This is a genomic window from Schaalia sp. (assembly GCF_050312375.1).
GTDB lineage: Bacteria > Actinomycetota > Actinomycetes > Actinomycetales > Actinomycetaceae > Pauljensenia > Pauljensenia hyovaginalis.
The window spans coordinates 1-13671 of sequence record NZ_JBNOYB010000094.1; the positions used below are offsets into that span (position 1 = coordinate 1).

The 13671-nt window shown below is 69.5% G+C and carries 9 protein-coding genes and 1 pseudogene; 7 read left to right on the forward strand and 3 right to left on the reverse strand.

What is annotated here, in order from left to right; translation table 11 throughout:
• Positions 1–814, reverse strand: a pseudogene (locus ACQY7V_RS07240) (hypothetical protein); the annotation flags it as partial.
• Between the two features lie 499 nt (positions 815–1313).
• Between ACQY7V_RS07240 and ACQY7V_RS07245 the strand changes: the two are divergent.
• From ACQY7V_RS07245 to ACQY7V_RS07270, 6 genes are all read left to right on the forward strand, one after another.
• Positions 1314–2651, forward strand: a complete 1338-nt coding sequence (locus tag ACQY7V_RS07245) for an O-acetylhomoserine aminocarboxypropyltransferase/cysteine synthase family protein (RefSeq protein ID WP_428639565.1) — start codon at positions 1314–1316, stop codon at positions 2649–2651.
• Between the two features lie 91 nt (positions 2652–2742).
• Positions 2743–3909, forward strand: a complete 1167-nt coding sequence (gene metX / locus ACQY7V_RS07250) for a homoserine O-acetyltransferase MetX (RefSeq protein ID WP_303843193.1) — start codon at positions 2743–2745, stop codon at positions 3907–3909.
• A 210-nt stretch (positions 3910–4119) separates the two neighbouring features.
• Positions 4120–4509 (forward strand): GntR family transcriptional regulator, encoded by a 390-nt coding sequence (locus tag ACQY7V_RS07255; protein ID WP_428639567.1) that lies wholly within the window; start codon positions 4120–4122, stop codon positions 4507–4509.
• Positions 4506–5378 carry an ATP-binding cassette domain-containing protein gene (locus ACQY7V_RS07260; protein WP_428639568.1) on the forward strand — a complete coding sequence of 291 codons (873 nt, stop codon included), beginning with the start codon at positions 4506–4508 and terminating at the stop codon, positions 5376–5378. Before ACQY7V_RS07255 ends, ACQY7V_RS07260 begins: the two co-directional genes overlap by 4 nt.
• A 1-nt stretch (position 5379) precedes the next feature.
• Positions 5380–6126: a hypothetical protein gene (locus tag ACQY7V_RS07265; protein WP_428639570.1), complete on the forward strand. Its 747-nt coding sequence runs from the start codon at positions 5380–5382 to the stop codon at positions 6124–6126.
• 148 nt (positions 6127–6274) lie between these two features.
• Positions 6275–7429 carry an alpha/beta fold hydrolase gene (locus ACQY7V_RS07270; protein ID WP_277299413.1) on the forward strand — a complete coding sequence of 385 codons (1155 nt, stop codon included), beginning with the start codon at positions 6275–6277 and terminating at the stop codon, positions 7427–7429.
• A 139-nt stretch (positions 7430–7568) separates the two neighbouring features.
• Here the strand turns inward: ACQY7V_RS07270 and ACQY7V_RS07275 are convergent, their stop codons facing one another.
• Positions 7569–8726, reverse strand: a complete 1158-nt coding sequence (locus ACQY7V_RS07275) for a hypothetical protein (protein WP_428639572.1) — start codon at positions 8724–8726, stop codon at positions 7569–7571.
• A gap of 121 nt (positions 8727–8847) precedes the next feature.
• Between ACQY7V_RS07275 and ACQY7V_RS07280 the strand changes: the two genes are divergently transcribed.
• Positions 8848–12030 (forward strand): FAD-binding and (Fe-S)-binding domain-containing protein, encoded by a 3183-nt coding sequence (locus ACQY7V_RS07280; RefSeq protein ID WP_428639575.1) that lies wholly within the window; start codon positions 8848–8850, stop codon positions 12028–12030.
• Between the two features lie 58 nt (positions 12031–12088).
• Here the strand turns inward: ACQY7V_RS07280 and ACQY7V_RS07285 are convergent, their stop codons facing one another.
• Positions 12089–13315, reverse strand: coding sequence for an MFS transporter (locus ACQY7V_RS07285; RefSeq protein WP_320836053.1), 1227 nt, complete (start codon positions 13313–13315; stop codon positions 12089–12091).
• Between the last annotated feature and the right edge of the window lie 356 nt (positions 13316–13671).

Here is a 13671-nt window from a genome sequence, read left to right on the forward strand (position 1 = left end):
ACCTAGCGGCCGCCTGCTGCGCCGCGCGCTCCGCGGCTGCGCGGGCGGCGGCTTCAGCCGCGGCCTGGCGCTGCGCTTCCAATTCGGCCGCACGGGCCTGGATGAGTTCGACGGTCGTGTTCTGCTTCTTGGCAAGTTCGGCGATGTACGCCTCCTTCTCCGCAGCAGTCGTCTCCTCCAGGGTGAGTGCATCGCGGGCGGCGTTCTCGGCGGCTTGTGCGCGTTCAGCCACCTTCTGCGTGGCACTCTCCTGAGCGGCGACCGCCTCGTCGGCCGCCTTCTGCATGACGGAGGCGACCTGTTCGAGTGCGGCGACGCGCTGCATCTTCGCGTCGGCGGAGTGGGAGAAGGTCGCGATCGAGGTCTGCTTCGTCTCGACGGTCCTCAGGCCGTCGGCGTTGAGGTAGGGGGCGAGGGTGTCGAGAGTCGCAGCCCCCTCGCGGTAGGCCGTCTGGGCGACGGAGGCGATCTCCTTCTTGCCCTCGTTGAAGTCGGCGAGGGCTTTGTCAGCGTCCTTCTGGGCCGATGCCGCGGTCGCCTTCGCCTCGTCGAGCGCGACGCTCGCGACGTTGAGCTCCTCGGCCGCGATCTGAGCGGCCCGGCGCGCGGCTTCCGCATCGGAGGCGACGGAGGCCAGTCGCACCTCGATCTGGGCGACCGACATCTTCGCCGCTTCTTCTTCGGCTTTCGCCCGGGCGATATCGGCTTCCGAGGTCGCGGCGAATGCGAGATTGGGGGCGACGAGGGCCGCAGTCGCGAGGATGGCGGCGAGGGCGATTCGCCGGGACTTCGTCCGCGTGATCGGAATGGGCACTGCTCCACCTGTCGTCGGGGCCAAGGGGCGCGCACCGCGAAAACGGTGCGCCTTCCGGCGAGACTAGTCACTCGAATAGCAACATGCAACAGGTTTCACTGTGATCATCAGTCGTCACATATGCAACATCCACCACATCCACCACATGATGCCGCCCACCCCCGATCATTCACGAGGACCGCCCTCGGCCCCGAGAAGCCTCACCGGAGCCGCTGACCGGAAGCGGACACGGGCCGAGCAACGGATGTCACAAGCGTCCGCATCGCGGCCCGCCTCCCCCATCGCACCTCTCCCCCCTAGGCTCTCCCCCATGAGCAAGCGAATGCCGAGCCGACTGCACGTCGGCCGCTGACCCAGCGCACGCGACCCGCGCCGACGCGCAGTCGAGAACCCCAGCCCCGCGGCCACGCCGCATCCTCGCGGGGAGACCGGGCTCGACACCGGGCCGCCGTTTTGGCGCGCGCTCCCCGCTCCACTCACGATCAGACTGGAGCACCCCATGACCTCGACCAACGCCACCGACTGGAAGTTCGAGACCAAGCAGATCCACGCCGCCTGGGATCGCGATCCCGCAACCGGCGCGACCGCCCTGCCGATCTACGCGACCTCCTCCTACGCCTTCGAGAACGCCGACCAGGCCGCAGCCCGTTTCGCCCTCAACGAGCTCGGACCGATCTACACGCGCCTCACCAATCCGACGACCGACGCCGTCGCCAACCGCATCGCGGCCCTCGAGGGCGGGGTCGGCGGACTCCTCGTCGCCTCGGGCCAATCCGCATCGGCGCTCACGATCCTCGCGCTCGGCACCGCCGGCAACAACGTCATCGCCTCCCCCTCCCTCTACGGCGGCTCGGTCACCCTCCTCAAGACGACGCTCGGCCGCCTCGGCATCGAGGCCCGCTTCGTCGCCGACCCCCGCGATCCCGAACAGTGGAGGGCTCTCGCCGACGAGAAGACCATCGCCTTCTACGGGGAGACCATCCCCAACCCTCAGGGCGACATCTTCGACATCGAGCCCATCGCCGCCGTCGCGCACGAGGTCGGAGTCCCGCTCATCATCGACAACACGGTCGCCACCCCCTACCTCGTCCGCCCGATCGAATGGGGAGCCGACATCGTCGTCCACTCGGCGACGAAGTACCTCGGAGGCCACGGCGCCGCCATCGCCGGCGCCGTCATCGACTCCGGCAACTTCGATTTCGCCTCCCAGCCCGAACGCTTCCCCCTCTTCAACACGCCCGACGAGTCCTACCACGGCCTCGTCTTCGCCAGGGACCTCGGCGTCGACGGCGCGCTCGGCGCGAACCTCGCCTTCCTCCTGAGGATCCAGACCCTCATCAACCGCGACCTGGGCGCCGTCACCTCCCCCTTCAACGCCTTCCTCATCGAGCAGGGCATCCAGACCCTCTCCCTGCGCGTCGAACGCCACGTGGACAACGCCCTCGCCGTCGCGAAGCACCTCGAGGCCCACCCGCAGGTCGTCTCCGTCTCCTACGCCAGCCTCGAATCCTCGCCCTACCACGAGCTCCAGCTCAAGTACGCGCCCCGCGGCGCCGGCGGCCTCCTCTCCTTCGTCATCGAGGGCGGGGCCGCAGCGGGCAAGGCCTTCGCCGATTCGCTCCAGCTCCTCCCGACGGTGGCGAACATCGGCGACGCGAAGTCGCTCGTCATCCACCCGGCCTCAACGACCCACTCCCAGCTCACGCCCGCCGAGCTCAAGGCGGCGGGCATCGAGCCCGGGACGGTGCGGCTCTCCATCGGCATCGAGCACATCGACGACATCCTCGCCGACCTCGAGATCGGCTTCGCCGCGGCGAAGTCCGTCAACGCCGATTGAGACCCCGGGGGCGGGCTCGCCCGCCCCCGCCCCTCGGTGCGAACAGTCGCCCCGCCCTCGTCCCCGCACCCGCCGACGCGAAAGGCCCGCCATGTCCGCGAGCGACTCCACTTCCCCCGCCCCGGTGAGCGGCGCCTGGAAGGAGGGCGATCCCGTCGGCGAGCGCCGCTTCGCCGACCTGGGCGACCTGCGCCTGGAGAACGGCGCGGTGCTGCCGGGGGTGCGCCTCGCCTACGAGACCTGGGGCGAACTCGACGCCGCGAAGTCCAATGCCGTCCTCGTCCTCCACGCCCTCACGGGCGACGCGCACGTCCTCGGCGAGGCAGGCCCCGGCCAGCCGACGCCGGGATGGTGGCCGCAGATCGTCGGCCCGGGCAGGATCATCGACACCGAGACGCACTACGTCGTCGCGGTGAACGTCCTCGGCGGCTGCCAGGGCTCGACCGGCCCCTCCTCCCCGGCCCCCGACGGCGCGCCCTGGGGGTCCCGCTTCCCGGTCGTGTCGACGCGCGATCAGGTGCGGGCGGAGGCCCGGCTCGCCGAGCTCCTCGGCGTCGAGGTCTGGAGCCTCGTGATCGGCGCTTCGCTCGGCGGGCACCGCGCGATCGAGTGGGCGGTCTCCTTCCCCGACCGCCTCGCCCGGCTCATCGTCGTCGCATCAGGTGCCCAGACGACGGCCGAACAGGCCGCCTGGGCCCACACGCAGATCCGCGCGATCGAGCTCGACCCCGCATGGAACGGGGGCGATTACCACGACGCCCCCGAGGGGCCGACCCGGGGCCTCGCCCTCGCCCGCCAGATCGCCCACACGACCTACCGCTCCCCCGCCGAGCTCGACACCCGTTTCGGGCGCCTCCCCCAGCGCGAGGAGGATCCGCTGCACGGAGGGCGCCTCGCCGTCGAGTCCTACCTCGACTACCACGGCGAGAAGATCGTCCGCCGTTTCGATGCGGGTTCCTACGTCGCGCTCTCGCGCTCCATGCTCTCCCACGACATCGGCCGCGACCGCGGCGGGGTGAAGGAGGCGCTCGCGCGCGTCACCGCGCAGACCCTCGTCGTCGCCGTCGACTCCGACCGCCTCTTCTACCCCGAGCAGGTCTGGCAGATGGCCGACGGGATCAAGGGCGCCTACTACCGCGAGATCCACTCCGATCACGGGCACGACGGCTTCCTCATCGAGGGCGACCAGCTCACCGCGCTCCTCGACGAATTCCTCCGGCACCGCATCCCCTCGCGCGCCTCGATGTTCGCCCGCTGACCCCCTTCCGCCGAGGTCATCACCTTTCTGCGTCGAGGTCATCACCTTTCTCCGTCGAAAGCATCCATCTCCGACCCCGCTGAAGGCATGACCGCAACGCATTCGCCTTCTTCCAAGCTCGGCGCACGGGCGCTCCCGATGAATCCCTCTTGACAATCCTCAGGCCCTCTGGTTCATTAGTCATGTAATGAACCAGAGAGGAGGTGTCGCATGGACCTTGACGCCACGACCCCGATCTACATCCAGATCGCCGAGGACATCCGCCGCAGGATCCTCATCGGCGATCTCCTCGACGGCGACCAGGTGATGTCGACGACCCAATACGCGACGACCTACCGCATCAACCCCGCGACCGCGGCGAAGGCCTTCTCCGCCCTCGTCGACGACGGGCTCCTCGTCAAACGACGCGGCATCGGCATGTTCATCGCCCACGGCGCCCACGCGCGACTCATCGCGCAACGCCGCAGCGACTTCATCGACGCGCGCCTCACCCCGCTCGTCGAAGAGGCGCTCGCCCTCGGCCTCGACCCCGAGGAACTCGTCAACGCCATCCGCACGCTCGCCGCCTCACGCGCGCACGACTCCGAGGAGCACCGATGATCCGCATTGATTCCCTCAGCCACGCCTACCCCGGCCAGCACTCGAGGGCCCTCAACGACCTGAGCCTCGAGCTTCGCACCGGCTCGATCACCGGAGTCATCGGCCCGAACGGCTCCGGCAAGACCACTCTCTTCAAGACCATCGGCGGACGCCTCGCACCCGAATCCGGCACGATCCTCCTCGAAGGCGAAGCGGCGACGCGCGAAGACCTCGTCGCCCACTGCCTCTACGTCGGCGACGACCGAGACCTCCAATCGACGAGCGCGAAGAGCGCACTGCGCTACGCGCGCCTGCGCCCCACCTGGGATGAAACGACCTTCGCACGACTCGCCGAGCGTTTTGCCCTGTCCCTCAAGGGCTCACTCGGCCGCCGCTCACTCGGCCAGCGCAGCGTATTCACCAGCTGCCTCGCACTCGCCGCAGGAGCCCCGATCACACTGCTCGACGAGCCCTTCGCCAACCTCGACGTTCCGACGCGCCTCGCCCTCGCCGAGGAGATCATCGCCGTGTCGGCCCAGTCCGAGGGCGGACGCACGATCCTCATCTCGAGCCACCTCGTGTCCGAGCTCGAATCCCTCATCGAGCGCGTCGTCGTCCTCGACCGGGGGCGCATCCTGAACGCGATGCCCGCCGAGGAGCTCAGATCGGCGGTGCTCGCCCTCGTCGGCGACCCGCAGGCGATCCGCGAACTCCTCAGGGCCGAAGCGGAGGTCCAGATCCTCGAGGAACGGCCCCTCGGGCGCCTCGCCGAGCTCCGCATCACCGGCCACTCCCGCGCACTGGTCGATGCCGCGCGCGCCCGCGGCATCGAGATCCAGCCGCTGTCCTTCCAGGACGCCTTCGTCTCCCTCATCTCCAAGGAGAAGTGACATGAGCACCCAACGGACCCGCCCCACCGCGCTCCGCGCGCCCGCACGCGCCCTCATCGCCGCGTCCTTCGCCGAGACCCGCTTCGCCTGGCCCCTCGTCATCGGCGTCTCCGGCGCGAACCTCGCCACCGGTGCACTCATCGCCGCCTTCGTCAATGAGCCCGTCGACTTCACGGAGCTTCTGCAGGGCATCCCCCTCAACTGGGCCTTCACCTGGGCGATCTTCCTGGTCATCGCGCGGATCATCGAGGCCGCCGAGTCGACGGCCTCGACCGCCCTCGCCGGTGCGGGCCTGAGACTCCAGAACCGGGTCTCGTGGACGGTCCACCTCGTGTACACCTTCATCGCCGCAGCGGTCTGGGCCGTCGGCCGCTCGACGATCCCCGGATCCGATGGGCTCGGAATCGCTCACGCCCTCGGCGGGCGCTCCGCATTCGATGCGGGTTCCGGGGCCCTCGTCCCCCTCGAGGCCCTTGCGCTCTTCCTCGCACTGCTCGGAGTCGGCGCCATCGGCTCGGTGATCGGCCATGCCTTCCGCGTCGGACGGGCGAGGGGCGGTGTCGTCGCGATCGGCGTCTACGTCGCATGGCTGTTCGACTGCGGGATGGTGCTCGCCTCCGTGTCGACGTCCGCCGCCAGCGGAGCGCTCGAAGCCGCGATCCTCATCATCGCGCTCGTCGTCCCGATCGTCTCGATCCCCCTCGCCTGGGTCCTCGCCGAACGCGGGCCGATCCGCACCGTCGGCTGATCCCCGCACCGTCGGCTGATTCCGCCGCTCTCCGCCGCTCCTCGTCCCGCTGCCTGCTTCACGCCCCGTTTTCACAGGAATCTGTCGAAAACCGACGCGAAGCAAGCAGTGGGAGTCGAGGGCGGGGCGGATTCACTACACTCGGGTCATGACCGATCGGCCGAATGAACCCGCAGCCACATCCTCACCCCTCGACCACGAGGGCGAGGCCCCCTCGGCCCCGCAGATCGACGTCCTGGCCCCCTGGGGACCGGCCGGTCCCGCGCCCGAAGACGAATGGCGCGAAGACATCCTCGGCAGCGCCTACGAGTCGAGGACGATCCCCCTCCTGCCCGATGAGGAGGGCGAGGCCGTCGCCACCCTCATCCGCTACCTCCCCCACCGCGATCCGCTCGCGGGCCCGGAGGCCAAGGCCTTCCCGACCTCGGCCGCCCTCTATCTGCACGGCCGCAACGACTACTTCTTCCAGACCGAACTCGCGCGTTCAATGGCGGAGGCGGGCTCCGCCTTCTACGCCCTGGACCTGCGCAAATACGGGCGCTCACTGCGCCCCTGGCAGTCGATCGGCTACGTTGACGACATCAGCGTCTACGACGAGGAGATCGGCGAGGCCCTGGACATCATCCGCACCGAGCAGGGCGACCTTCCGCTCATCCTCGTCGCCCATTCGACCGGCGGCCTGATCGCGACCGTGTGGTCGCATCGTCACCCGGGCGCCGCCGCCGGCCTCATCCTCAATTCGGCGTGGCTCGAGATGCAGACCATGGCGAATCTGCGCCCGGCCATGCAGCCGGTTCTGGGCAGGATCGCCCAACGGAACCCGCATTGGGAGGTGCCGCTCGGCTCCGGGCCCGATCATTACGCGCGCTCGCTCAGGGACGGGTGGGCGGGTTCGGGCCTGCCGCTCCCCCCGGAATTGAAGGGCTTCGAGGGCGATCCCGCTGTGAAGGGCTGGGAATACGCCCTCGAGTGGAAGCGCCCGGGCTCCTATCCGGTGCCCGCGAAGTGGCTGGAGGCCATCATGGCCGGTCACGAGATCATCGAGTCCGAGGCGCATCTGGATTGCCCGGTGCTCTCGATGGTGTCGAAGGCCTCTTACACGGAGGAGGAGTGGTCGCCCCGGGTGTTCAGCTCCGACGTCGTCCTCGACGTCGACATCGTCGCCGCGCGTTCGTCGAATCTCTCGGATCAGGTGACGATCGCGCGTTTCCCGGGAAAGCACGACCTCTTCCTCTCCGATCCCGGTGTGCGCGCCGAGGTGTTCTCGACGATGCGGCGCTGGATCGGCGCTTTCATCAGCTAGGCGCCGGACGGGGTCTTGAATGCGGCGCCGGACGGCGCCCGCACGGTACGGTGCCGGCGCGCGAGGGCCCCAGAAGATCCTCTCGAAGACCCTCCTTCCGGGCCCTCGGCGCAGGGGGTGAGGACCCGCCGGGAAGGGGTCAGTCGCGCGCGTGCCTGCGGCTCGATGCGCCTGCGGGGGCGTGCGCGTATTCGCGCGCGATCTCCCTGTTGATCTCGGCAACGGATTCCGCGAGCGAAGGGCCTCTGAGGTCGTTGATGCGCAGGTGCTCCCACGCGGGGACGAGGGCGGGCGCCGCCTGTTCGAGGTCATGAAGGGAGGCCCACACCCAACCGGTCGATCGGACGAGCCCATCGCGGCCGAGGATCAGGCCGTCCGGCGCGTGGCAATCCGGATGCGCGACCAGTGGGACCTCCTCCCCGATGATCTGGGCGAGGACCTTCAATCCCTCGGCATCGTTGGCGAGCAGGGGGATCCCCTGTTCGCGGGCGCGGAGGATGTCAGACGGGACCTCCGGTTCAGCGGGCTCGAGCCGGGGCCGGGGCTCGGTCTGGGGTTCGGGTTCAGGCCCGGATGCAGACTCAGGCCCGGGATGAGACGGAATCGGATCCGAAGGGCCGGGGGCTGCTCCAGGGGCCGGCTCCGCGGCGAACGCGCCGACCTCCTTCTTCTTCTGGCGGGCCTCGATCTCCTGGACGGCGGCCGCCTGGCCGATGAGGACCTGGGGCGCGTGCCCGTAGAGGCGCGGCCCCACGGGGGCGACCTCGAGGAAGGTCCGGCCGTTGGACATGCGGCGCAGATTCACCTCATGCACTTCCACGCCCGAAGTGGACAGGACGTCGAGCGCGGGCCGGACCTGCGGATCGATCGCCCCCACGACCATGACGAGTCGGGGACCCGCCCCGGGGGAGGGCGGCATCGAGTCGCGGAAGAGCAACCACCCCGCTTTGAAGGCGTCGACACCGCCCTCGTACTCACGGGCGAGATCGGACCACGACAGGGCCGCGGCGTCGGCGAGCCGCGAGAGGGAGGTGATGAGCGTATCGGAGTCGAGACGCGGGACGACCTCGACGGAGACGACCTGCCCCGTCGCATCGAGGGCGGTGAGCCTGGGCGCCTCCCCGGCGTCCTGGGTCCGGACGATGTCGTTCCAGGTGATGGGGAACAGAGGGCGCGACACGATCTCGAGGACCTGCGAGCAGATCGCGTCGATGATCTCAGCGGTGATGCCCGACGGGACGGGCCGTCCGAACTGCGCGGGGACGAGCCGTCCGTCTTCGAACTCGAAAAGGGCCACCGGCCGTCCTTCCACTCACCGCACACGCTCGCCCCATTGTTCCACAGTTGCGCGCATGAAACCCGCGCCTGCACCCTGGACGTCCCGGGTCGATCGGCGCGACACGTGGAAAGATCGGGACATGAGCGTTGAATTCGCCTCGGAAATGATCGGACTTCGCGCGTCGCACAGCGGTGCGCCGGTGGATCCCGCCCCCGTCAACGGAACGTCGACGCTTCAAGCCGCTTCACCTGCCGATCCTTTCAGCGACGAGCGGGCCCGCCCCTTCCTCGACGCCCTCGCCGAGCGCCTCGAAGGCGAGCTCGACGCGACGAGGGGCACGCGCGCACGCTATTCGAGCGATGCGGGCCTCTACCGGATCCCGCCGCTCGCCGTCGTCTTCCCCGCTTCGACCGAGGACATCCTCACGACCCTCGAACTCGCGCGCGCGCACGGCATCCCGGTGACGAACCGGGGAGGCGGGACCTCCTGCTCGGGCAATGCGATCGGCCCGGGCATCGTCCTCGAATCCGCGCGTCACCTCAACAGGGTCGTGTCGATCGACCCTGAAGCGCGCACGGCCGTGGTCGAGCCGGGCTGCATCGCGGCGACCCTCCAGGCGGCGGCCGCCCCCTACGGCCTGCGCTTCGGTCCCGATCCTTCGAGCCAGAACAGGGCGACGGTCGCCGGAATGGTGGGGAACAACGCCTGCGGGCCCCATGCGACCGCGTGGGGCAGAACGGCCGACAACATCGTCGAGCTCGACTGCGTGGACGGCCTCGGCCGCCGCTTCACCGCGCGGCGCGAGCACGACCCGGAGCTTCCCGAAGTCCCCGGCCTCGCCGCCCTGATCGACGAGCATCTCGCGATCATCCGCACCGAGCTCGGCACTTTCGGCCGCCAGGTGTCCGGCTACTCGCTCGAGCACCTCACTCCGGAGGGGCATCGGAATCTCGCGGCGATGCTCGTCGGCACCGAGGGCACGCTCGTCACGGTCCTGTCGATCACCGTGCGGCTCGTGCCGGTCCCCGCTTCCCCGGTCCTCGTGGTCCTGGGCTATCCCGACATGATCCGGGCCGCAGATGACGTCCCCGCCCTCCTCGAGCACCGGCCCCTCGCCGTGGAGGGCCTGGATTCCCGGCTCGTCGACGTCGTTCGCCGCCACAACGGCCCCGGAGCCGTTCCCGAGCTGCCCGAGGGCGAGGGCTGGATGATGTGCGAGGTCGGGGGCGATTCCCCGGAGGATTCTCTCGAGCGGGCTCGGGCGCTCGCTGACTCGGCGCACACGGAGGCGGTCGGGATCTATCCGCCCGGTGACGATGCTGCGCGGCTGTGGCGGATCCGGGCCGACGGCGCCGGTCTGGGCGGGAGGACCCCGTATGATCCGGCGACGGGGAAGGGCAATGAGCAGGGGTGGCCCGGTTTCGAGGACGCGGCTGTGCCGCCTGCGAATCTCGGCGCCTACCTGCGCGATTTCACCGCCCTCATGAAGGAGTTCGACATCGACGGGCTCCTCTACGGGCATTTCGGCGACGGCTGCGTCCACGTGCGCCTCGACATGCCGCTCGACACGGACGAGGGCGTGGAGCATTCGTATCGTTTCCTCAAGCGGGCGGCGGCGTGCTGCGCCTCTCACGGGGGTTCGGTGTCGGGCGAGCACGGGGATGGACGGGCGCGCACCGAGCTCCTCCGCTTCATGTACTCGCGTGAGATGCTCGACCTCTTCGGGCAGGTCAAGCATCTCTTCGACCCGGATAACCTCCTCAATCCGGGGGTGCTGGCCTCGCCGATCACCCCGGTGTTGGCGACTTCTCGCGGGTCGCTCAGACGTGCGATGGCGGCGGGGATTCGACCCGATTTGTGGATCCTGCCGGGTGAGAGGATCGATTGGGAGCTCGTCCCCGACCCGCAGCCCGGTGTCGATCTCGTCGATGACTTCCTCCGCCGCCCGGCCTCGCGCAGTCTGCCCGCTGCGGGCGGCTTCGCCTTCCGCGAGGATCACGGCGATTTCGCGAATGCGATCCATCGCTGCACGGGGGTGGGCAAGTGCCGGGCGGGCGTCTCCGGCGCCTTCATGTGTCCGAGTTGGAAGGCGACGAAGGATGAGAAGGACGTGACCCGCGGGCGTGCGCGCACCTTGCAGGAGGCGGCGAACGGTGCCCTTGTCGCGTCGATCGCGTCGCCGGAGGTCCTCGAGGCGCTCGACCTGTGCCTCGCGTGCAAGGCGTGCTCCTCGGATTGTCCGGCGGGCGTCGACATGGCGAAGTACCGTTCGGAGGCCTTCTTCCGCCGGTATCGGGGCCGCTTGCGCCCCCTGTCGCATTACGCGCTCGGAATGCTGCCGCGGTGGACGCGCCTGTCGGCGAGGATCCCGGGCGCGGCCGGGATCGCTAACGCGCTGCTCGGCGTCGGGGCGCTGAGGCGAGCGGTCTTCTCCCTCATCGGCCTCGATGCCCGTCGGCCGATGCTTCCTTTGCAGTCGGGTACTTTTGAGAGGTGGGCGAGGCGCCGCGGCTCCGTCGCCCCCGCGCCTCCCCTCGCCGAGGGCGGTGCTTCGGCGGCCGAGGGCGCGGCTCCGTCGACGACTGCGGGCGGCTTCGGACCCCGGGATCCGCAGGGGCGCCCCTATGTGCTCGTGTGGGCGGATTCCTTCTCGCAGACGCTCGATGACACCGGCGCCCGCGCCCTCGTGGAGCTGCTGGAGGCGAATGGCTTCGCGGTCATCGTGGCTTCGGATGTGTGCTGCGGGCTCACGTGGATCACGACCGGGCAGCTCGCCGGGGCGAAGAAGCGGCTCGGGAAGCTGCTCGGGGCGCTCGCTCCTTTCGCGGCGAACGGGATCCCGATCGTGGGCGTGGAGCCCTCGTGCACGGCCGTGCTGAGGGATGATCTCCTCGATCTTCTTCCCGATGATCCGCGCTCGGCCCTCGTGTCGGGCAGGACGTTCACGCTGGCCGAGCTTCTCGCACTGGTTCCCGAGGACGAGCTGTCGCTGCCGGATCTGTCGGGGGTGGAGGTCGTGGCGCAGCCGCACTGCCACCACTACTCGGTGATGGGCTGGGCGGCCGATCGCGCGCTCCTCACGCGCCTCGGCGCGAGCGTCACCGAATTGTCGGGCTGCTGCGGGCTCGCGGGGAATTTCGGCATGGAGAAGGGGCACTACGAGGTGTCGGCGGCTGTCGCCGGCCAGTCGCTCCTGCCCGCGCTCGAGGAGCACCCCGACGCGGTCTATCTCGCGGACGGTTTCTCATGCCGTACGCAGGCGGCTCAGTTGGCCGGGCGCCGGGGCGTCCACCTCGCGACGCTGCTCGGCGGGGGGTCGTGAGAGGCGGGCTCTTCTCCTCGGCGGTGTCGTCGGCTGCGCCCCGCCCTCGTCGCCGCGCTCAGCGGACGGAGCGTACGGGGAGGATCGCGAGCGATCCGACGAGGACCAGGGCTCCCGAGGCGAGGTAGAGGCCGGGGTAGCCTCCGAGGTGCCCGAGGCAGAAGGCGGCGAAGAGCGGGGAGGCGATGTTCGCGGCCGCGATGGCGACGGTCATGACGCCCACGTCCCTGGCGCGCTTGTCGGGCACGGGCAGGACGGAGTTGACGAGGGCCTGGTCGACCGCGGTGAACAGACCCCAGACGAGTCCGAGCATGATCGCGCCGGCGATCGCCGCGGGGAAGGTGGTGGCGATGGCCATGAGGACGCAGGCGAGGGCGATGCCGACTCCCGCGGCGAGGTAGAAGGGCTTGCGGCGCCCGGCCCTGTCCGACCACATGCCGCCGATGATCGTCGAGACGATGACGAAGAGGGCGTAGACGCCGGTGAGGATGAGGACCCCCGTTTCCGGATCCGCGACTTTGATGCGGTCGCGCAGGAAGTAGAGGAGGTAGAAGAGGGCGACGTAGTTGCCGAGGTTGATGGCGAAGCGGGCGATGAAGACCCAGATGAAGTCGGAGTACCCCTTCGCGAGGGATTCCTCGCCCTCGGCGAGGAGCATGTCGGTGGTTGATCCGGTGCCGACGAGGCCGCGCTTCCACGCCCCGGAGGCCGCGAAGACTCCGACGGCGAGGACGACGACGCCGGCGGAGATCAGGTAGCCGAGCTCGACCCCGGCCAGGGCCGCGATGAGGGTTCCTCCGACGACGCCGAGCGTGTAGGTCGCGCCTTGCACTCCGGAGACGAGGCCGAATTGGCGCCTCGGCACGGCGTCCGGGGGCAGTGAGAGGGTTGAAGATCCGGCGATCGCGAGGAAGATCTGGAAGATGGACCAGGTTGCGAAGAGCAGCGCATACGAGGGCGCGAAGGCTTGGACGACGAGGCAGGCGGCTGCGACTGCGTTGCCGATGAGGATCCAGGGCAGTCTCTTTCCCCATCGTGATCGCGTCCGGTCGGAGAGGACTCCGCCCAGGAGGGATCCGATGACTTGGCAGACGCCGCCGATGGTCATGAGGAGGGCGAAGGAGGTCTCCTTGTCCTCCGGGCGGAACGCGAGGACTTGGACGGCGATGAGGACTTGGACGGGGCCGGACCATGCGAGGTTCTGGCCGGTGTAGAGGAGTCCGTAGGGGATCAGCCATTCGCGTCCGACATTCTCCTTGCCGGTCTTCGCAGCTTCGTCGCTCATCCGTATGACCTCCTCGTCATCGGGCCGTCGCCTCCGTGTTCGGCGGGGGCTCCTTCGCCCGTTCCCGCCCTGTGGATCGGCATAAGTCTACGTCCGCGCGCGCCTCTATCAGCGCAGGTGGCGAGGGATTTTGTCCGCGATTTCAGGGTTTCCGGCACGAGGGCGGGGCTGGGGCGACGACCTGGGTCGACACCAAGGAAGAAACTCGCTTTCTTCAACTCGGTTTCCACATGCGCGTCTCGAGCGCCCTCGATGCACGGGGCGGGTCGGCCTACGCGGGGAGCACCACGCGTCGTCGAGTACGAGCACCCTCGACGCACGGGGCGGGTCGAGCGCCGCTGCTCGCCGCAGAGAGC

Coding starts and splice junctions, on each gene's coding strand:
- ACQY7V_RS07245 (WP_428639565.1), top strand. CDS start 1,314: ATGACCTCGACCAACGCCACCGACTGGAAGTTCGAGACCAAGCAGATC.
- metX (WP_303843193.1), top strand. CDS start 2,743: ATGTCCGCGAGCGACTCCACTTCCCCCGCCCCGGTGAGCGGCGCCTGG.
- ACQY7V_RS07255 (WP_428639567.1), top strand. CDS start 4,120: ATGGACCTTGACGCCACGACCCCGATCTACATCCAGATCGCCGAGGAC.
- ACQY7V_RS07260 (WP_428639568.1), top strand. CDS start 4,506: ATGATCCGCATTGATTCCCTCAGCCACGCCTACCCCGGCCAGCACTCG.
- ACQY7V_RS07265 (WP_428639570.1), top strand. CDS start 5,380: ATGAGCACCCAACGGACCCGCCCCACCGCGCTCCGCGCGCCCGCACGC.
- ACQY7V_RS07270 (WP_277299413.1), top strand. CDS start 6,275: ATGACCGATCGGCCGAATGAACCCGCAGCCACATCCTCACCCCTCGAC.
- ACQY7V_RS07280 (WP_428639575.1), top strand. CDS start 8,848: ATGAGCGTTGAATTCGCCTCGGAAATGATCGGACTTCGCGCGTCGCAC.
- ACQY7V_RS07285 (WP_320836053.1), bottom strand. CDS start 13,315: ATGAGCGACGAAGCTGCGAAGACCGGCAAGGAGAATGTCGGACGCGAA.